General features: G+C 64.9%; 15 protein-coding genes. 6 read left to right on the top strand and 9 right to left on the bottom strand.

The features are described from left to right. Positions 1 to 49: 49 nt before the first annotated feature. Positions 50 to 1,834: a DUF2339 domain-containing protein gene (locus DVK00_RS08990; RefSeq protein ID WP_121536607.1), complete on the bottom strand. Its 1,785-nt coding sequence runs from the start codon at positions 1,832 to 1,834 to the stop codon at positions 50 to 52. Positions 1,835 to 1,962: 128 nt separating this feature from the next. On the opposite strand from DVK00_RS08990, the gene DVK00_RS08985 reads away from it, so the two are divergent. Further along, positions 1,963 to 3,021: a glycosyltransferase gene (locus tag DVK00_RS08985; RefSeq protein ID WP_121536609.1), complete on the top strand. Its 1,059-nt coding sequence runs from the start codon at positions 1,963 to 1,965 to the stop codon at positions 3,019 to 3,021. A 48-nt stretch (positions 3,022 to 3,069) separates the two neighbouring features. On the opposite strand, the gene DVK00_RS08980 is transcribed toward DVK00_RS08985, so the two are convergent. Continuing rightward, positions 3,070 to 4,809, bottom strand: a complete 1,740-nt coding sequence (locus DVK00_RS08980; RefSeq protein WP_121510986.1) for a Na+/H+ antiporter NhaC family protein — start codon at positions 4,807 to 4,809, stop codon at positions 3,070 to 3,072. Positions 4,810 to 4,911: 102 nt separating this feature from the next. Between DVK00_RS08980 and DVK00_RS08975 the strand changes: the two genes are divergently transcribed. Then, positions 4,912 to 6,777: a DEAD/DEAH box helicase gene (locus tag DVK00_RS08975; RefSeq protein ID WP_121510985.1), complete on the top strand. Its 1,866-nt coding sequence runs from the start codon at positions 4,912 to 4,914 to the stop codon at positions 6,775 to 6,777. Positions 6,778 to 6,789: 12 nt separating this feature from the next. Here DVK00_RS08975 and DVK00_RS08970 read toward each other — a convergent pair whose 3' ends face one another. The 7 genes from DVK00_RS08970 to purH form a co-directional block, all read right to left on the bottom strand. Next, positions 6,790 to 7,398, bottom strand: a complete 609-nt coding sequence (locus tag DVK00_RS08970; RefSeq protein WP_101349589.1) for a class I SAM-dependent methyltransferase — start codon at positions 7,396 to 7,398, stop codon at positions 6,790 to 6,792. A gap of 82 nt (positions 7,399 to 7,480) precedes the next feature. After that, positions 7,481 to 8,989, bottom strand: coding sequence for a globin-coupled sensor protein (locus DVK00_RS08965; RefSeq protein WP_101349590.1), 1,509 nt, complete (start codon positions 8,987 to 8,989; stop codon positions 7,481 to 7,483). Between the two features lie 137 nt (positions 8,990 to 9,126). Continuing rightward, complete coding sequence (gene folP / locus DVK00_RS08960; protein WP_121577606.1) at positions 9,127 to 11,568, bottom strand: dihydropteroate synthase; 2,442 nt, start codon at positions 11,566 to 11,568, stop codon at positions 9,127 to 9,129. Positions 11,569 to 11,681: 113 nt separating this feature from the next. Next, complete coding sequence (locus tag DVK00_RS08955; protein WP_101349592.1) at positions 11,682 to 12,386, bottom strand: hypothetical protein; 705 nt, start codon at positions 12,384 to 12,386, stop codon at positions 11,682 to 11,684. A gap of 42 nt (positions 12,387 to 12,428) precedes the next feature. Further along, on the bottom strand, positions 12,429 to 12,968 hold the full coding sequence (locus DVK00_RS08950; RefSeq protein WP_121577605.1) for an SHOCT domain-containing protein: 540 nt from the start codon (positions 12,966 to 12,968) through the stop codon (positions 12,429 to 12,431). A 36-nt stretch (positions 12,969 to 13,004) separates the two neighbouring features. Beyond that, positions 13,005 to 13,991, bottom strand: coding sequence for a formate/nitrite transporter family protein (locus tag DVK00_RS08945; RefSeq protein WP_101349594.1), 987 nt, complete (start codon positions 13,989 to 13,991; stop codon positions 13,005 to 13,007). A 147-nt stretch (positions 13,992 to 14,138) separates the two neighbouring features. After that, a complete protein-coding gene (gene purH / locus DVK00_RS08940; protein ID WP_121577604.1) occupies positions 14,139 to 15,719 on the bottom strand; it encodes a bifunctional phosphoribosylaminoimidazolecarboxamide formyltransferase/IMP cyclohydrolase in 1,581 nt (526 codons plus the stop codon). Between the two features lie 147 nt (positions 15,720 to 15,866). Between purH and DVK00_RS08935 the strand changes: the two genes are divergently transcribed. From DVK00_RS08935 to DVK00_RS08920, 4 genes are all read left to right on the top strand, one after another. Then, the gene (locus DVK00_RS08935; protein WP_121577603.1) at positions 15,867 to 16,421 is read left to right on the top strand and encodes a hypothetical protein; all 555 of its coding nucleotides are present in this window, start codon (positions 15,867 to 15,869) and stop codon (positions 16,419 to 16,421) included. Positions 16,422 to 16,665: 244 nt separating this feature from the next. After that, positions 16,666 to 17,733: a zinc-dependent alcohol dehydrogenase family protein gene (locus DVK00_RS08930; protein WP_101349597.1), complete on the top strand. Its 1,068-nt coding sequence runs from the start codon at positions 16,666 to 16,668 to the stop codon at positions 17,731 to 17,733. Between the two features lie 125 nt (positions 17,734 to 17,858). Next, entirely contained in the window at positions 17,859 to 19,241 is a 1,383-nt protein-coding gene (gene purB / locus DVK00_RS08925) for an adenylosuccinate lyase (RefSeq protein ID WP_121577602.1), read from the top strand. A 90-nt stretch (positions 19,242 to 19,331) separates the two neighbouring features. Next, positions 19,332 to 20,639 carry an MFS transporter gene (locus DVK00_RS08920; RefSeq protein ID WP_121577601.1) on the top strand — a complete coding sequence of 436 codons (1,308 nt, stop codon included), beginning with the start codon at positions 19,332 to 19,334 and terminating at the stop codon, positions 20,637 to 20,639. Positions 20,640 to 20,684: the final 45 nt, after the last annotated feature.

Genomic DNA, 20,684 nt, shown 5'->3' with positions numbered 1-20,684 from the left:
AAAACCCTTTGTGGCGGCCGTGGTCTGATTCAGCTGAACGCGGCGGCTGTTATCCAGAGAGTCGCTTGAGTGGCTCCTCACCCTGCCAGCGGGCGTACGCGTACGAGGCGACGAGGAGGATGCCACCCAGTACGAGGAACGAGAGGGTCCGGGCGAGCGTATCGAGCCCCTGCGTGTCGTAGAGGAACACCTTGGTCGTCACCAGGCCGAGGACGACGACGCCCCGGAGCCGACGACTGCGGTCGTCCAGCGCGAGGCCAACCCCGACGAACGCGAGCCCCAGGACGGCCCACGCAACCGACAGCCCCGCCCCCGAAAGCTCCAGTCCCAGAAGCACCACCGCGAGCCCGGTCGCCGTCCAGGCGTACGGCGCAGCCACCGAGAGTTCGCGGTCAGTGCTTGGCACCGTCGCCGATACGCCGCCGAACCACCGACCGAGCGCGTAGAAGACCGCGATTCCCAGCAGGTATGCGGCTGGTCGCCCCATCGCGGTCGCCAGCGGGTCCGCGAGCGAGAACGGCGGTAATTCGGTCGCGTCCACGGCGAGCAGTTTGGCGACGGTCCCGACGGCGACGAGGTGCCCGCCGAGCCGAACCGCTCTCGCGTCGCGGCGGGACCCGACTGTCAGCGCTCCACAGAGCAGGCCGAGAAGCCCGGCGGTCGCGAGGAACGGGTCGGCCGCGAGGACGACGCTGACGGCGAGTAGCACGACGGCCAGCACCCCAGCCACGCTGTCTTGCTGTCCGAGGCGTGACTCCGTGACGGCGTAGACGCCGCCGAGGGCGAGTCCGACTGCGCCGACAGCCACCCCATCTGGCGCTGTCGGAATGAGTCGACGAACGACGTCTTCCAGCAGGATTACGACGAACACGGCGTTGAGCCCGGTCGTCGCCTCCACCAGTCGGCGGTGCCATCGGTCCGTTCGGTCGCTCGCACGGAGCACGTACACACCAGCGGCGTAGACGGCGAACGTCGCGACGAGAACAGCGGTGGCGACTGCCTCTGGCGGCTCCAGCCGCTCCAGCCACGCGAGGTGGAGCACGTAGGCCGGGAGGACGCTGCCGAGGACGAGCCGGCTCCACGGCCGGACGACGGCGATGGTCACCAGCCCGGCCGTGAGAAGCACGACGTAGGCCGGCGAGACGACGAAGGACGCGGCGTCGAGTCCGACGTAGGCCGTGACGTATCCCAGCAGGAACGCCTCACCGGCGACAGCCGGTGCGTGGTCCCGCACCGAGACAACCGCTGTGGCGGCCACGAGAGCTGTCAGAACCAGCAGAACCACCCACAGCGGCGCTCCGATGGCGGCTCGATACGACTCGAAACCGTAGGCCGCGTAGACGCTGAAATACGCGATGGCGAGGCCGGTCCCCGCGACGAGCCGACCCCATCGGCCGTAGCCCTGCCGCTCGGCGGCGTATCGACCGCCTGCGAGCAGTATGAGCCCGCCTGCTGTGCCGGTGAGCACACGCCCGAGCGGGCCGAGGTAGCCCGCTTCGATGGCCAGACGAATGAAGAAGACAACGCCGACCACCAGCGCGAGCCCGCCGACCCCGCCGAGCCACTTCATCCCGATGTCGCGCTCCCAGTTCCGCTCGTCGACAGGCGCGTCGCTGACGGCTGTCTCGCCGGTCTCTGGCGCTGTCCCCGAATTTTCTGTGGGCTCCGATCCGGGAGCCGCTGTGTCCGCTTCAGTGGTTGCAGTTTCGTCCCCGACAGACGGAGGCGGGTCGGTGTCCAGTTTCGATTCCAGGGCGGTGATGCGTGTCTGGAGGGCATCGACCTCGGCGCGGAGGTCCCGTACTTCCGCTTCGAGGTCGTCATCATCGCTCATACACTGACACGTTGCAGAGTCGCTGTAATAAACATCCAGTCGAACGACAGTTCCGACGGCTAATCCGCCATCTGTCGTCGTCAACCGCGAACGGGTGGATTTTTGAGCGGCCACGTTGTCGCTCCTGTATGCGTGTCGCGGTCGTCGCCATGGAGACGAGTCAGTACCGGGACACAGTGGGCCGGACCCGGCTAGAGCGGGTGGCTACCGAACTCGCCGCTGCCGGCCACGACGTGACAGTGTTCTGTTCGCAGTGGTGGTCGGGATTCGATAATCAGCGCGAGCGCGACGGCGTCACCTACCGTGCCGTCACCGTCTCGCCGACCACCCCCTCCTTCTGTGTCCGCCTGCCGGTCATGCTCGCCCGGTTCCGTCCAGATGTCGTCCACGTCCACCCGACGCCGTCGTCGGTCGCACTCGCGGCCAAGGCCGGTGCAACGCTGTCTCGCGCGCCGCTTCTCACGGAGTGGTATGGGGACGAGGACGTGCCCGAGAGCCGCCGGGCCGACCTCGCGCTCCGCGCGTCGGATTGCCTCGTCACACCGTCCGAACTCGTCCGCACGCGAGTCCGCGAGCGGGGAGCGACGGCGGACCAGACCACGATTCTCCCACAGAGCATCGACATGGACCTCGTTAGAGAGACCGATGCCGGCGAGGAGATCGACGTGGTGTACGCCCACCGACTGGACGGCAGCGCGAACGTCGAGTCGCTGCTGCTCGGGCTGGCGGAACTCAGACAGAAGGGCTGGTCGGCGACGATCATCGGCGACGGCCCCGAGCGAGCGTACTACGAACAGGAGGCCGCCGACCTCCGCATCGACGACCGCGTGACCTTCGTCGGTGCGTGCGACGTAGAGGAGCGCGTCTCGATTTACAAGGGCGCGCACGTGTTCGTCCAGACGGCGTTTCGCGAGTGTTTCGCTACCGACCTCCTCTGGGCGATGGCCTGTGGCTGTATCGGCATCGTGGAGTACCAGGCTGAGTCATCAGCCCACGAACTCATCGAGCAGCGCAACCGTGCGTTCCGAGTGACGAACCCGCAGGAAATCGCCGACAAAATCGCTGAATCAGCCGGATTCGAGCGCCGGACGGTCGACGAATCCTGTGCCGAATTCGACCACGCGCAGGTCCGAGCAGAGTATGAGGACCTCTACGAGAAGCAAATCGAAGATACCGGTCTTTTCTAATCGGAACGTCGCTCAGACGCGCTGGCGACGTGGACAAATTGCCGCCAGTCAGTACGGGATGACGCGGAACCCTTCGGGAAGCACCAGCCCGAACACGAGGAACAACACGGCCGCGATACCAGCCGCGATGAGGGCATAGGGTGCTTGACTTCTGACGTGAACCATGTGGTCGCTTCCGCTCGTCGACGACGCCAGCACGGTCGTGTCGCTGATGGGTGAGGTATGGTCGCCGAAGATGCCGCCGCTGAACACCGCGCCGAGGACGAGCGGGAGGTTCGCACCCGTCGAGAACGCCAGCGGGATGGCGATGGGGAACATGATCCCGTAGGTCGACCACGACGACCCGTCTGAGAAGCTGACAAACGAGGTTACGAGGAAGACACCGACCGGAATGACAAACGCAGGCACGCCGCCGAAGACGTTCGTCACGAACGACGAGATGCCCAGTATCGTCACCGCGTTCTGGATGGAACTGGCGAACATCAGGATGACAGCCGCGAGGAGGATGCCTTTGAAGCCGACCATCATCGCATCGGTCGCGTCGTCGTTGGACGGGATGTCGCCCTTCCAGCGATACAGCAGGAAGGCGACGATGAGCGCGGAGAACGAGGCCAGACCGAGCTGGACGCCGCCGATGTTGAACGCCCACGGCCCGCTCGGCGGCGTGATTAGCTGCCAACTGCCGAGCTGGAGCAGTGTGGTCCCCATCCCTTCCTTCCCCTTGACGTAGATGACGGGGCTGGCTCGCCAGAACATCGCGCCGAGGCCGACGACAATCATCGTGAGGATCGGCCAGGCGAAGTTCCGCCAGTCCGGTGTGGCGGTTTCGGACACCTCGTATTCGTCCATCTCTGCGGAGATCATCGGGTCTGCGTCGTCTCCGACGACCTTCCCTTCGCTTCTCGCCCGGGTCTCTTCGGTCCCCATCCCGTAGATGTTTGGCACGACCTGCCACGCGACAAGGCCAGCGAGGCCGAGCGCAATCCACGAGTAGAAGCCGGTAAACAGCGTGTTGAAAAACAGCGGCCAGACAGCCCCGGTCGCCGCAGTGACCTGCTCGCCGCCGGTGTTGACGAAGTTGGTCATGCCCGACGGGAGCGTTCCCTGCTGCTGTGCCTCGACGAGACCGCCACCGATGAAGCCGACCATCGCCGCGCCCCACGTCGAGTAGAACGCGAGCCGTGACGCTGGCGACCCCGCTGAGTCGACGTAGTAGGCCAGTTTAGCCCGCGAAACGTCGAACTTGTCGGTCAGCGGCCGCATCATCGAGCCGACCACGAGGCAGTTGAAGTAGTCGTCGATATGGATGGCGATACCGGCCAGGAAAGCGGCCTTCTCGGCGTCTGCGGCGGAGTCGGCCCGCGCCACCAGCGACTCCAGCACGCCCTGTATCGCCCCAGCTCGAATCATCAGTCCGATCAGCCCGCCGATGGCGAAGATGGCGAGGAGGACGTTCTTCACGTACCATTCCCCGAACAGCGGGGCCGTGGCGATGATTTCCGGCACGAGCTTCAGCCCGAAGATCGCTCCGAGTACGATGCCACCGACGCCGACTGTCCAGGGACTCCCGTCCTCGGCCTGTGGCTGGACGGTGGCCACCTCACCGCCGGCAGTGATCAGGTCCGACGGGACCCCGACAGCCTGGGGGTGTAATGCGCCGACCAGCACGCCTGTGATGACGATGCCCACGAACAGCCCGATAAGGGCGTCACGGGTGTACCAGGCGAGACCGATGGCGACGAGCGCAGGGACGATAGACCACGGTCCAGCCGCGATTCCCTCAACCATGCCGGCACGTCTAGGTGGCGCTATATTAAGGTATGTATTCGCAGCCGCGTCAGGGATTGTCCAGACGAAACCCGTTTGAGCGTCGGTCCCCTCCACTCGGTAGTGACAGTCGAGGAGCCAGCTGACCGAGACGACGACTCGGATGCCACCACGGAACTCGAACTCGACGCCGTCTACGACGCCATCGATGCTGTCGGCCGCCCACATCTGACGGCGACGGAGCTCTCCCGCAAAACGGATCTGACGCCCGACGAGGCGCGGGCGGCACTGGAGGGGATCGCCGACGACGGCGACATCGAGCGCCAGGACGTGTCCGAAGTCGAGTCTGTATGGTATCCGACGGACATCGCAGAAGTGACCGACCGCGAGCGCGTCGTCCTGTTTCCCGACCGCCGTGAAGTGGTGGTCGAACACCCCGACCAGTTCACGCGTGCGCAACTCTCGCAGTTCGCCCGACTGCAGGACACCAACCGCTCGGGCGGCTACGTGTACGAACTCCGCGAGGAGGACATCTGGGCTGCACCCCACGAGTCTCTGGAGGACCTGCTCGCGACGATGCGAGACGTGCTGGGCGAACGCTCGCCACACCTCGAAGAGTGGGTGACGAGCCAGTGGGAGCGCGCCCGGAAGTTCCGCCTGAAGACCCACGAGGACGGCTACGTCGTGCTCGAAGCCGAAAGCGACGATCTGATGGGCAACGTCGCCCGGCCGAAACTCGACGACGACCACCTCCGAGCCCCCATCTCCGACTCGGAGTCGTGGGTCAACGAGGACGCGACCGCCGAAATCAAGCGCACACTGTACGAGGCGGGCTATCCGGTTCGGGACGACCGCGACCTCGAAACGGGCGACGCTATCGAGATGGATCTGCGCCTGCGCCTGCGGGACTACCAGCAGGACTGGGTGGAGCGGTTCACCGAGCAGGGCTCGGGCGTGTTCGTCGGCCCGCCGGGGTCGGGCAAGACCGTCGCCGCGATGGGTGCGATGGCCGCTATTGGCGGCGAGACGCTGATTCTCGTCCCCTCACGCGAACTCGCGACCCAGTGGCGCGACGAACTGGTCCGGCACACCTCGCTCACTGACGACGACATCGGCGAGTACCACGGCGGCGAGAAGTCCATCTGCCCGGTCACCATCGCCACCTACCGCACCGCCGGCATGGACCGCCACCGGAAACTGTTCGACCAGCGCAAGTGGGGGCTCATCGTCTACGACGAGGTCCACCACGTCCCCTCGCCCATCCACCGGCGGAGCGCGGACCTCCAGACCAAACACCGCCTGGGCCTGACCGCGACGCCGACCCGCGAGAGCGACGACGAGGAGGAGATATTCACGCTCGTCGGCCCGCCAATCGGGACCGACTGGGGCAAACTGTTCGACGAGGGGTACGTCTCCGAGCCGGAGGTCGAAATCCGCCTCGTGCCGTGGGGCAACGAGACCGAACAGTCAGAGTACAGTTCCACGTCGGGCCACGACCGCCGGCAGGCCGCCGCCAGCAACACCGGGAAGGTAGACGAGATTCGCTACGCGCTGGCCGAGAACCACGCCGCGAAGGCGCTGGTGTTCATCGAGTATCTCGATCAGGGTGAGGCCATCAGCGAGGCCATCGACGCACCATTTATCAGCGGTGAGACGCCACACGCCCGCCGAGAGAAGCTGTTCGACGAGTTCCGCCGCGGGGAGCTGACCACGCTGGTCGTCTCCCGCGTCGGCGACGAGGGTATTGACCTGCCGGACGCCGAACTCGCCATCGTCGCCTCCGGGCTTGGCGGGTCCCGCCGCCAGGGCGCACAGCGGGCCGGTCGAACGATGCGCCCCGCCGGCGACGCCCGGATGGTCATTCTCGCGACGCGAGGGACGACTGAAGAGGACTTCGTCCGCCGGCAGATGCGCCACCTCGCTTCAAAGGGCATCCGCGTGACAGAGACGGAGGCCGAGGCCGTCGAGCCGCCGGCCGAGACGGAGTGAGCAGAGATGGGACTACGCTCGCGCCCGGAAAAACGCGAACACCCCACCGAGTTCGTCGTCGACGGTTTCGACACCGGTGACGGAGAAGCCGGCCTCAGTCAGTAGCTCGCGATTGCGACTGCGCCCGTAGAAGCTCCAGGCCATCTCGGTATCGGTCCCCAGCCAGTTCTCGTTGGTGCCCGCCCACTGTTCGTCGCCCAGCGCGGCCAGGAGTCGACCGCCCGGCTCGAGCACGCGTTCGAACTCGGCGAAGACGGCAGCGTGTTCCGCTCGCGGAACGTGGATGACCGCGTGCAGTGAGACGACCGCATCGAACGTGTCTGCTGGGAACGGCAGCGCTGCCAGGTCCCCCTGACAGAGCCGCGGTCCGGGGACCCGCTCGCGCGCCGTTCGTAGCTGCTCGCGAGAGATGTCCAGTCCGGTGACAGTGTGCTCGGCTGCGAGACTGTCCATCGCGGGCGTTCCGGCGCCACAGCCGGCATCGAGAACCCGGCTTTCGGCAGGCAGGCGATCCGCGAGGCTTGCGACCAGATCGCGCTCGCGACCCTCACCGTCACGCTCGGTCGCGTAGGTCGCGGCGATATCGTCGTAGCCCTCGCGGACGATGTCGCGTCGATTCATACGCGGTGCTCTCGACAGTCCGGAATAGCTCTTTGGGTGGTGTGGGAGCGGGTACAACCCGGGCACCACAACACTACGTGGCTCAGCGGGAATCGAAGTTGCGCCGTTCGGTGTCGAGTCGACGAGCGGTCTCGGCCACGTCCTGTATCTTCTCTGTCTGCCGTTCGTTCGTCGCTGCAAGGTCGTCGAGCTGTGCCGACATATCGTCGATACCGCTCGACAGCTCGTCGATCATGCTGGCGACTTCTTCTGTCGACGCCGCCTGGTCATCGGTCGCCGCAGAGACCTCCTGAATGCCCTGTGACGCCTCGTTGACCGCCGAAACAATCTCTTCGAGCCGTTCAGCTGCCGTCTCGACCTGATCGATGCCCTCCGTCACCTGTTCGGTCACGGTTTCGAGGCTCTCGACGGCGTCGACGGTCTCGTCCTGAATCTCCGTGACGGTGTCTTCGATCCGGTTCGCGTGTTCCTGTGAATCCCCGGCGAGCGTCTTGATTTCGTCGGCGACGACGGCGAACCCATCGCCCGCCTCGCCGGCGCGTGCGGCTTCGATGGAGGCGTTCAGCGCGAGCATGTTCGTCTGGTCCGCGATGTCGTTTATCACTTCGACGATGTCATCGATTTCGTCGGCCTGCTCCTGTAAGCCCGCGATATCTTCCGAAACCGTATCGACGGCGTCGTCGACGTCGTTCATCATGGCCGCAGCCTGCTGTGCGGCTTCGTTCCCACGTGCAGCCTTCTGTTCAGCTGACGTGCTGGTACTCGCGACTTCCTCGGCGGTCGACGCAATCTCCTCGATGGTCGCGCTCATATCCGCGACCTCGCCCGCCACCTCGTCCATCGACTCGGATTGGGTCTCGGCTGTCGCAGTGATCTGCTTGTTCGTCTGAGCGACCGCCTCAGCGGAGGTGCTCAGTTCGTCGATAGGTTCCTGGAGCCCGCTCTCGACCTCCTCCATCAGCGCCTGCTGGTCATCGATTGCCGATTCGAGCCGCTGGCTGTACGAGTCGATGTAGGTGTCCATCGCGACCTGCTGGTCGAGATTGAGGAGTTTGAACACGGAGAGCGCCCGCGACTGCATTTCTTCGAGCGCTTCGTCCCGGGCAGCGTCGCCCGATTGCAGGTCCTCGACAATTGTCCGCAAGAAGTGCTCGAAATAGATGCTGTAGGCCCCGAGATAGATTTTCGGCCCGAGGTCGAGCATATCGTGAATCTTCCCGATACGGGCCCGGTTCTCGAAGTACTGTTTGTCGTAGCTCCCGGCGACGAGGTCCCGGAGGTACTGCGTCTGCGTGTTCTTGAGTTGGTCGACTGACTTGGTGGACCGCCCGAAGATCTCGACGGTTTCATCGTACGACTGGAGATGATCGTAGAAATCGTCGACGACAGATTCGGCCCGGGCGTTCGTCTCGTCCGCCATCGCGGTGAGATTGTCGACATCCGACTCGTCAAACCCAGTGAACTCCTTTCGCCAGCGTATCTCCCCGGCGTCCAGTCCGATACGGTCTGTCAGTGTCCCGCCATCGACGCCAGCCCTATCAGATTTAGTGATCCGTTTTCGAGAGCTTGTACTTTCGCTCTGAAATGCCATGGCGAGGAGTCAACCGACATAAGGGTTATATGTTCGCCCCTAATTCTCATCGTTGAGAAACATAAATAATTGGAGGGAATATCCGGGTATGGCGGTATAGTCTGGCGGTTGTCCGACTGTCTGTTTGGCTGGCCGACTCAGTCCTCGAACTTCTGTGGATCACGGGCCGCCTCGGCGACGCGAACGGCAGCAACGTTCTCCGGGACGTCGTGGACACGAACGATATCGGCCCCTCGTTCGGCCGCCAGCGTCGTCCCGGCGATGGTCGCCTCCAGACAGTCGCCCGCTTCCTGTCCGGCCAGCCTGAACAGCGACTTGTGAGAGTGTCCGACCAGAATAGGGCAGCCAAGCGCCTCGAACTCTGGCAGTCGGTCGAGTAGTTCGAAGCTCTCTGTGGCCGACTTTCCGAAGCCGATGCCCGGGTCGACGATAATCTGGTCGCGGTCGAGTCCGGCCTTTTCGGCGAGCAAGACACGCTCGGTCAACTGGTCAATACAGTCCTCGACCACATCGTCGTAGTGGATGTCGCTATCCGGGTCGACCGGCGTCTCGATGGAGTGCATCACGACCACCGGCACGTCGTACTCGGCGGCGACGAGTCGCATCTCGGGGTCTTCCAGCCCGGACACGTCGTTCAGGATGTCTGCCCCGGCGTCGAGTGCCGCCCGCGCGACGGGGGCCTTCCGCGTGTCGACGGAGATGGCGACGTCCAGCTCCGAAAGCGCCTCGATAACCGGGACGACGCGGTCAATTTCCTCCTCGACCGGGACCGGTTCGGCACCGGGTCGGGTCGACTCCCCGCCGATGTCGAGAATGTCCGCGCCGGCCTCGACCATTTGCTCGGCGCGGGCGACAGCGTCCTCGACGGCGTTGTACTCGCCGCCGTCGTGGAAGGAGTCCGGCGTGATATTGCAGATGCCCATGACTGCCGTGCTGTCGTCCCAGGGATACACTGTCGACGTATCCGGCTCGGGCTGCTGGATAGACAGCGCGGCCCGTAGCTCGTCGGCGAACGACGCGAGCCCGTCGGACTGGCCGTCCAACTTCTCCGCGAGGCGTCTGTACTGCGCCATCGTCGCCATCATGACCACATCGATGGCTTCCTCGTCCTGACCGCTCAGGCCGGAAATCGCACATTCGCCGCCCAGCGACAGCAGTTCCTCCTTGAGATACTGGGCCTGTCGCGGCTGGACGCGGGTGCGCAGGACGCGGTGGACGCCCTTGCCTCGCATCCGCTGGGTCCCGGCCGCGGTAACGTGGGCGCTCTCCATGGTCTCGCGGGCCTCGGCCAGCGAGTCGACCTGTTTGGGGACCAGCGAGCGCGACCAGTTGGTCCGGGCCTCCCGCACAGCGTACAGCGACCCAACCACGAGGACCGCATCGCCTGCTTCCGCGGCGTCGAGTGCGATATCCAGCGCCCCCGCAACGTCGCTGCGCGTCTCGACCGTCGCGTCGGTCGCGTTCTCCACTGCGGCCGCGACAACGCGGTGGGACTCCGCCCGGTCGATGTTAGGCCGGCAAGCGACGACGTGGTCCGGGTTCGGCAGCGCCGCGGCGATACGCTCGTGGTCCTTGTCGACCATCGCGCCGATGACGACGTGGAGGTCGTCGTAGTCGAACGAGGACAGCGTCTCCGCGGTGCGCTCGATGCTCCCGGGGTTGTGTGCCCCATCGAGGACGACCAGCGGCGACTCATTCATCACCTCGAACCGACCGGGCCAGTGGGCGTTTCGCAGGCCCCGTTCGAGGTCCGTCTGTGAGATGTCCGCGACTTGCTGGCACAGCGTGGCTGCGATTCCGGCGTTCTGCGCCTGGTGTGCGCCCAGCAGCGGGAGGTAGGTATCGACGCTCCAGTCGGAACCGTCGACCGAGACCGACCCTTCCAGTCCCTCGCGGCCGTTATACGTCGCCGTCACGTCGTCGTCGCCCTCTCCGACAGTCACAACATCGCCGGCAACCTCGCGGACGGCCGCGAGCGCGTCGCCGGTCGTTCCGGTCACCAGTGGAGCGTCTTCGGGGGCGACGTGGGCCTTGTCGTGGGCGATTTCCGCGACAGTATCGCCGAGAATGTCTGTGTGTTCGAGCGTTACGGACGTGACAGCGCTGGCGACTGGGTCGACCACGCTTGTAGCGTCGTACCGACCGCCGATACCGACTTCCAGCACCGCGACGTCTACGTCCTGACGGTCGAACTCCCACAGCGCCATCGCGGTCATCGTCTCGAAGAAGGTAGGCGAGTCGTTGGCCGCGCCCTGTTCGGTCACGTACGTCCGGATCGCTTCAACGAACTCGACGAGGGCGGCCTCGGAGAGTTTCCGGCCGTTGATACGAATCCGCTCGCGCACGTCGTCGAGATGCGGCGAGGTGTACAGCCCGACATCGAGGCCGGCTTCCCGCAACGTTCGTTCGACCATCCGCGCGGTGGACCCCTTCCCGTTGGACCCCGCAATCTGGACGCAGCGAAGTCCCTCCTGTGGGTCACCGAGCGACGAGAGCAGGTCCTGCGTGGCATCAGTACCGGGTCGTGGGGCGAACCGGCGCAACTCGAAGAGGAAGTTCGCGGCCTCGTGGAACTCCATGGTCGGGCTATCAGAGCCGTTCGCTTTAGCCTGTCGGACTGTTGCGTGTCTCCGGCGCGAAGACGCCCCGAACGCCCGCTTCCCAGACTAGCGCCACGGCCTCGCAGCGACAATTACGCCTGTTCGCTCCGGTCGCGCGTGGCCCACCGACCGAGCGCGCTCGACAGAATCAGGAACGCGGCACCCAGCAGCGGTGCCGGGTCGATCTTCGCACCTGGTCGGTCTGCCGTGTCCGTCTCCTCTGGCTCCCCCTCCGCTGGTGTCTGGGTCTCCGGGCCGGTGACGCCAGCCGGCTCGGTCTCTTCCTCGCTGTACTGCTGCCGGTACCCGGACTCCGTCTGTGGCTCCTCTCCGGCCAGCGCAGTTTCCTGTGTCTCCGGAGTCGGCGTGTCCTCGGCTTCTGCGACCGCTGCTGGCGGCTCGAACTCCGTGTCGACCGGCGATGGCGTGTCGACGGTCGGCTCAGCCGGTGGTGGCGTCTCGCTTGCACGTTCCGCGGCCCATCCCGACGTGTCCTCATCGGTGCTCTCGACAGCAGTTTCATCGGCATTTCGGCGGCGGTACCACCAGAGCCCGGCCGTCGCTGCGCCGAGCGCGATAAGCGACACCCCAGTGCCGAGCAGCCCCCACTGTCGCCATAGCGACCCGAGACGGTCCGTGAGACTGGGACCGGAATCCTCGGCTCCATCCGGCCCTTCCAGTCCAGATACGGGGACAGCAGTGGCGTCGTCGACAACAGCGACGCCGGGGACGGCGTCGAGCACCGAGGCGACGGCGTCCCGCTCCACCTCGACTTCGAGAAACGTAGGTGTGTCCATATTCGACCAGTCGTCGGGCGAGCATGTAAAACCCGCTCAGTATTATTCCCGGGCCGGTTCGTACTCGGCATCGGTCGCCGTGGTCCGCGATAGGTCGGTTTCGATACCGGCGGCGTCTTGCGGTTCCCTCCCCGGGTCCTCGTCTTCGTCGAGAAGCGTCCGCAGTTCCCGTTCGTATTCGGCCTCAGAGAGTTCCCCCTCGACGTACCGGCGCGTCAACGCCTCGTGTCGCTCCTCGACGGTCGGCTCCGGCGGCGCGAACACGTCCGAGAGACTGAACGACGCGAGCGGTGGGACGACGGCTTCGAGACGGGCGAGTCCATCAGCGACGCGCTGGCTCTTCGGCACCGACGCCCGCCGGGCCAGCGCACGGACCAGCGCGACTGAAAAAACGATGTCGACACCCACAAGTAACAGTGTGCCAAGCAAGAATCCGGCGACGGTCTGGACAACCGCGCCGCCGCCGAGAAGCGCTCCGACTGTCGCGACGACACCGACGATTCCCAGCCCGACAGCCCCCAGTGTCGTCAGAACGACAGCGGCAAACAGAAGCAGCAGGCGGTTATCTCTCACCCAGTTCACACATACGATAGCCGGAGGGCGTTGAAATGGTTTGTGTCAGCGCTCGTTCTCTCGCGATTCCGGATCGCTTCGGGGGATCTCCTCAGTTGCCGGCACGTACGAGCGGCCAGAGGCGGACCATCCGCCCCATATCCACTCCCGGATAGTGAGCTGGCGCTTGGACCCTTCATCCCGCGCCGTTTCGAGTCGTCGCTCGGTCGTGTGGAAGTAGTTGACGACGGTCACGAGGACGACACCACCGACGGAGTTACCGATGAGTACCGGCAGGACGAACTGCCAGAGACCGACGGACAGTGCCAGTTCGCCGATGAACACCAGGTAGAACATCTCCGTCGCAGAGACGACAACGTGGTAGAGGTTTCCAAACGGGATCGCAAGGAACGAGATGTAGATCAACATGAGCCGCGAGATGCTGTCCCGTAGCGAGTAGTCGACCCAGACGACGCCAGCGACGATGAGGCCGGCAAACACCGCCTTCGAGAACAGTGTTATCTGGGATGTCTCGATGGCCTTCTCCGCGAAGCCGGCGGCGGCCGCCGCCGCGTCGGCGGAGAGAACGTTCGTCGTCGCCAGTGCGAGTGCGCCGAGCATGCCGCCGAAGACGTTTGAAAGCAACACGACACCCCAGATGCGAAGCAGCGACGGGAGGCTCGATAGCCGCTCGAGGACGAGCGCGACCGGCGGGAGCGTGTTCTCGGTGTACAGCTGGTAATCCCCGAGAATAATAAATATGAACCCGAGTGGGTACAGCAGCGCACTTAGTATCGGGTCGCCACCGGTCGTGCCGTACAGCGACGCGTACAGCAGGAACGTCACTGTGATAGCGAAGCCGCCGGCGAGTCCGCTGAAAAAGAGCTCCCGGGTTCCGGACGTCACCTCCTCGTCGGCCGCGACGATGATACGCTGGAAGATTTCGTCGGCGGAGAACCGGTCACGGATGACGCTGCCACCTGCCGGCGCACCGCTTCGAGAGACGTCCACGGCATCGCGGACAGCCTCCTCCCTGTCGTCGTTGTCTGCCATCAGTCGCCCGTTCAATAGCCGGTATGAAACCTCTTTCGTTGCCGACAGTCAGCCCGGCGACACATCATAAAAAGTCCGCCCTCAGCCGTGAGCCGCCGATAGCCTTGCAGTACTTGTCACTGAGGTTCAGACACTCGTTTCTCTTGGTCAGTCGTGTCTGAACGACCGCTGACCGGTGAACACCATCGCCATGTCGCGTTCGTCCGCGGCCTCGATGACGCTCTCGTCGTTCTTCGAGCCGCCGGGCTGGATAACCGCCTCGATACCGGCGTCGGCGGCCTCTTCGATACCGTCAGGGAAGGGGAAGAAGGCGTCGGAGGCCATCACCGCTCCGTCCGCGTCTTTCCCTTCGGCGTGTTCGTCGGCTTTCATCGCGGCGAGTCGGACGGCGTCGACACGGGAGACCTGCCCCATGCCGATGCCGACCGTCTCCGTCCCGTCGGCGAAGAGGATGCCGTTCGATTTGACGTGTTTGAGCGTGTGCCAGGCGAACAGCATCGACTCGATCTGCTCGTCGGTCGGCTCGCGCTCGGTGACGACTTCGAGGTCGTCAGCCGAGAGGTGCTGGGTGTCACGCTCCTGGACCAGTCGACCCCCGACGAGGGGCTTCTCAGTCAGCGTGTCCGTAACCTCGAAGTTGTCGTTCACGTCAAGAACCCGGAGATTCTCCTTCTCGAAGAGGACGTCTAGCGCGGCGTCGGTGTAGCCGGGCGCGACGACGACTTCCTTGAAGGAGTCGATAATCTGCTCGGCGGTGGCGGCATCGCATTCGCGGTTCAGCGCGACAATACCTCCAAAAGCGCTCATTGGGTCCGTCGACAGCGCCTTCGCGTAGGCGTCGGCCACGGAGTCAGCCGTCGCACAGCCGGCCGGGTTGGTGTGCTTGATGACCGCCGCGGCGGGCTCCTCGAACTCCTTGATGAGGTTCAAGGCACCGTCAGCGTCGTTGTAGTTGTTGTACGACAGCGCCTTCGCGCCCTCGTTGAGCTGGTCGGCGTGGACGACGCTGGCTTCTGAGACGGTCGTATCAGTGTACAGCGCGGCGTCCTGATGTGGGTTCTCCCCGTAGCGCAGGCTCGCGGCGAGATCGTCTGAGACGACGCGGCGGGCGGGGAAGTCGCCGCCGTCGTCGCCCTCGACTGAGACCGTGCCCTCGTCCCAGTCGATACTGACGCGGCCCTCCGCGAACCACTCGATGACCCGGGGGTAGGCGGTGAACTCACCCTCGTAGAGCACGCGCTCTTTGAGGCTGTCCTCGTCGTCACCTTCGAAGACGGGAATGGGTTCCTGCGTGACGATGGGGCCGCCGTCGACGCTCTCGTCGAGGACGTGGACGGTACAGCCCGTCACCTTCACACCGGCGTCAAGGACCTGTTCGTGTGCGTTCGCTCCGGTGAAGTTCGGCAGGAGACTCGGGTGGATGTTCAACGCGGTCGGTGTCTCGTCCAGGAACGTCTCGCTGAGGACGCGCATGTAGCCGTCCAGCGTGACGAGGTCGAAGTCGTACTCCGAGAGCGCGTCGAGAACGCGCTCTTCGTGGGACTGGCGCGACTCGTCACCGTCGCGCTCGACGACCTCGGTTGGGATGCCGCGCTCGGCTGCTGCTTCCAGTACTGGCGCGTCCGCGTCGTTCGTCAGAACGACAGCGAAGGACGCCCCACCCGGGGCGCGGTCCGCGATGTTCATGAGGTTCCGGCCGCGGTTGCTGGCCATACCGGCGAGTTTCATGTGCGACCGACGGACCGGCCGGTGCAAAGTTGTTGCGAAACCCCCTTCGGAATATTGTGGTATGCGACCGAGCCACGCTATTTATGTCCATGGTGTCGGTGTCTATCGGTCCGGTGCGCATTTGTAGCCCGCCGCCAACTCGCCCGTATGGCGAAGCTTCGGTGTCAGCGCGCTGGCGCGGTCGCTGCCGTTGGCGGTATCGTCTGGATCGGCTGGGCCGCGGCGCTGTCCGCGACCGGCCAGACAGCCACGAGCCTGCCGATTATCGCTGGAACCATCGTCTCCGCACTCGGCGTCGTGGCCGGCCACTATGCCATCGAGGACTTCTACGGTGCACGGATGAAACGACCCGGGACCGTCGGCGCGTGGGCCGGCGGCCTCGGCGGTCTCGTCTTCGCGGCCGGGCAGCTGGTCCGTCTCCTCTCCGGCGACGGCGAGGCAATCATCGGGATCGGCGTGCTCGTGCTGGTCAGCGGGTCACTGCTGGTCGCCGCCGGTCTCGTCAGGACGCGGATTCAGCCGCCGTGGCTTGGCGTGGCGCTGGGCCTCGGGACTATCGCGTTCCTCGGATTCGAGGTCCAGCCTGCGACGGCAACTGCATACGGCCTCGCGTGGGTCGCACTCGGACAGGACCTCTACCGCTTCGATCCGCCGGACGGCCGCTTTGGCGATGCCGATGGCGACTACGGCTGGCTGAGTTGAAGCTTACCCGCTAGTGGGACCAGGTCCTCACTCTCTCGAAGGTATTTCGGCGTGAGCGACCGTCGAAACTCCTGACACGTTGTATCGGAGCTGGCCGTTGTATGCGTAGAAGTAAACGGAAATTAGACTTATTTATAGAGCACTATATTCCTCAAAACTGGCGCTTCAGTAGCTCCGTCGCACGTTAGTTATGTAGTTTAAAACCATAATGTTCATTAGTAAGATACCCAATGTTAATACTGTAATGCAGGCAGTACTACTAGAAGAGTTTCAGGAGCCGCTAACAGTACAGGACGTCGACCGCCCCGAGCCGGAGCCGGACGGCGCTGTCGCAGAGGTCATCGGCTGTGGTATCTGTCGGTCCGACTGGCACTGCTGGCAGGGGGACTGGGACTGGTTCGGCTACCGGCCTGACCCGCCACACGTCCTCGGTCACGAGCCGACAGGCCGAATCGTCTCTGTCGGCGAGAACGTCGAAAACATCGAGGAAGGACAGGAGGTCGCGATCCCGTTCAACTTCGCCTGCGGGAGCTGTGACCTCTGTCGGAACGGACGCGAAAACATCTGTGAGAACCACATCGGTCTCGGATTCATGAATCAGGCCCCCGGCGCATTCGCCGAGGAGGTCCACATTCCCAACGCCGACCTCAACGCCGTTCCGCTCCCGGACGGTATCGACGCCGAGTCGGCCGCCGGGATGGGCTGTCGGTTCATGACCTCGTTCCACGCGATGGCCCACCGCGCACCGGTCAGTGCCGGCGACGACGTGGTTATCCACGGCTGCGGCGGCATCGGGCTCTCGGCGGTTCACATCGCGAACGCCCTCGGCGGCAACGTCATCGGGGTGGACCTGATGGACGAGAAACTGGAGCGCGCGGAAGACCTCGGCGCTGTCGCCACTGTCAACGCACAGGAGGTCGATGACCCCGCGAAAGAGGTCAGAGATATCACTGACGGCGGGGCCGACGTATCCGCAGATGCCCTCGGTATTGCAACGACGTGTCAGAACGCGGTGAACTCGCTCCGGAAAGGCGGTACGCACGTCCAGATCGGACTCACTACCAGCGAGGAGGAGGGGATGGTGCCGCTCCCGACCGACGAGTTCGTCGCCAAAGAAATCGACTTCAAAGGGTCGCTCGGCCTCCAGCCGTCGCGGTACAGCGAAATGCTCGATATGGTCGAATCGAGCAAACTCGACCCGACCGCGCTGGTCGAGGACACGGTGGATATCCATCAGGTGCCCGACGAGCTGGCCGCGATGAGCGACTACAACACGGTCGGTATCCCGGTCTGTAACGAGTTCAGCAACTGACGGCGCGACTGCCCCCTCACCCGAACCCCGACTCTCTCTTTTTCGCCGTCACGCGTCGCTGCCGCAGCGCGTCACGGTTGCAGGAGAACGACACGCTTTTTCGCGCCTCCCGCGCACACTCGGGTATGACCGACAGAGGGCCACTGGCCGCCGTCTCGCCGCTCGACGGCCGATACGCCCGCTACACCGAACCGCTCGTCCCGTACGCCAGCGAGCGGGCGCTGATGTCCGCCCGCGTGGAAGTCGAAGTCGAGTATCTCATCGCGCTCGCGGACCTCGACGCCACGCCGCTTTCCATCGACGACGACCAGCGCGCGACGCTCCGGGCGCTGTACGAGGAGTTCGACGACGAGGACGCCGCCGTCGTCAAGCAACTGGAGACGGAAGGGTACGGCGAGTACGCGGCGACCAACCACGACGTGAAGGCCATCGAGTACTTCATCCGGCTGGGCATGCCAGAGGGGCTGGACGCCGACAACTGGATTCACTTCGGGCTGACCAGCGAGGACGTGAACAACCTCGCCCAGCGGCTGCTCGTCAAGCCCGCCGCCGAGGACGTGCTCGTCCCGGAACTCCGCGAGATTCGGGACGCGCTCGTGGAGATGGCCCACACCTACGCCGACGTGCCGATGCTGGCCCGCACGCACGGCCAGCCCGCGACGCCGACGACCTTCGGCAAGGAGATGGCTGTCTACGCCTCCCGACTGGGGCGGGCTATCACCCGCGTCGAACGCGCTGCAGAGGGTCTTTCCGGGAAACTGGCTGGCGCGTCGGGGACCTACGCGGCCCACGTCGCCGCCTACCCCGACGTGGACTGGCCGGCGTTCGCCGAGGACTTCGTCGCCGACCTCGGCCTGGAACACGAGCCGCTGACGACGCAGGTCAACCCCTGTGACGACCTCGCGGTCCTGTTCGACACCCTCCGTGGCGCGAACAACGTCCTGCTGGACCTCGACCTCGACGTGTGGCTGTACGTCTCGGACCGCTACCTCGGGCAGGAGGCCGTCGAGGGCGAAACGGGGTCCTCGACGATGCCCCACAAGGTCAATCCCATCGACTTCGAGAACAGCGAGGGGAATCTCTCGAAGGCGAACTCCGATCTCGTGTTCCTCGGGGACTACGTCACGAACTCCCGGCTCCAGCGGGACCTCTCGGACTCGACGGTCAAGCGCAACATCGGGGCCGCCTTCGCCCACTGTCTCATCGGCTACAGTAAGTGCCAGAACGGGCTGGCGAAGGTCGTCCCCAACGAGCAGGTGATGGCCGACGACCTCGCGGCCACGCCGGAAATCATCGGCGAGGCTGTCCAGACGATCCTCCGGCGCGAGGGGTACGCCGACGCCTACGAGCAGGTCAAAAAGGCAACACGGGGCCGGGAGGTTACCATCGAGGACTTCCACGACATGTTCGCGGACCTCGACGTGAGCGACGACGTGCGGGCGGAACTGGAAGCGCTGACGCCGACCGACTACACTGGCATCGCGGAGCAGCAGGCCGACGACAGCTGAGAATCGCTACTCTGCCGCCGTTTTCATGTTGTCACGTCCCATCGCGGCGAACGCAACTATCACGAGTGTGGCCGCCTTCGTCAGTGATAGATGGTTCTCGGCACTGGCACGCGGGTCCTGACGCTGGCGTTCGCCCGGATGGCAGACGCGCTCGGCAACTCGTTTCTCATCATCGTCCTCCCCCTGTACATCGCCAGTGGTCAAGTGTCTCTCGCCGGCATTGCCGGCCAGCAGATATTCGGATTCACGCTCCAGACAGAGACGCTCATCGGGCTGGTGTTGTCTCTGTTTGGCCTGCTGAATAGCTTCGGCCAGCCCGTCACCGGGCGGCTCTCGGACCGAACCGGCAAGCGCCGGGTGTTCGTCCTCACCGGACTGGTGCTGTTCGCCATCGGTAGCGCGGCCTACCCGTTCCTCTCCTCGTACTGGACGGTGCTTGCCGCGCGGGCGTTCCAGGGCCTCGGTGCAGCCTTTACGATTCCGGCGACGGTCGCACTGGTCAACGACTACGCGGCGAGTGACGCCGAGCGCGGCGGGAACTTCGGCGTGTTCAACACTTTTCGGCTCATCGGCTTTGGCTTCGGACCGATTATCGCCGGTGTCGTCATCACCGGCGGACTCGCGGCGAACGACGTGGTGACCTACCGAATCGCCGGCACTGCGGTATCTGGCTTCACCGCCGCCTTCGCTATCGCCGTACTGGGCGCTGTTGTGAGCTTTGCCCTCGTCTGGGCGCTGATTCGGGACCCGCCGTTCGAGGCCGACGCGGGCAAGGACCTCTCGATAGCCGTCTTCGACCGGGAAGGCGAGGGGCTGGATTCGGTGTTCGTCCTCGGCGTCGGCACGTTCATGATGGCATCCACTATCGCGCTGTTTGCCACCCTCGAAGGCCCGATTCGGATGCGACTGGACGAGTCGACGCTGTTCTTCAGCGTCCAGTTTGCTGCCGTCGTCATCGCGAACGTCGTCTTTCAGGTCCCCATCGGCCGAGCGAGCGACCGGTTCGGTCGGCGACCGTTCATCGTCGCCGGGTTCGTCATCCTTGTTCCGTCGGTGTTTGCACAGGGTGTCGTGACAGGACCGTGGAGCATGCTCCTGGCGCGGTTCGTTCAGGGCATCGCCGTCGCGCTCGTGTTCGCTCCGTCCCTTGCCCTTGCCGGTGATCTGGCCGGCGCACGCGGGTCCGGAACGACGCTGTCGGTCCTGACGATGGCGTTCGGCCTCGGCGTCGCTATCGGGCCGCTGGCGTCGGGCCTGCTGTACAACGTCGGCTCGTTCAGCACGCCCTTCACCGCCGGGGCCGCGCTCGCGTTCGTTGGACTCGTCCTGACGTACACACAGGTCGATGAGACGCTAGACCTTGGGCCGGAGTCAGACCAGCCGGCACCGCAGGACTGAGCCCGAGAACGCCACTGACTGCTCACCCGCCAGTCACGGTGACCA

The organism is Haloarcula sp. Atlit-47R (assembly GCF_003665985.1).
Lineage (GTDB): Archaea > Halobacteriota > Halobacteria > Halobacteriales > Haloarculaceae > Haloarcula > Haloarcula taiwanensis.
The sequence above is the reverse complement of the archived record's forward strand: the minus strand, read 5'-3'. Positions and strand labels throughout refer to the sequence as shown.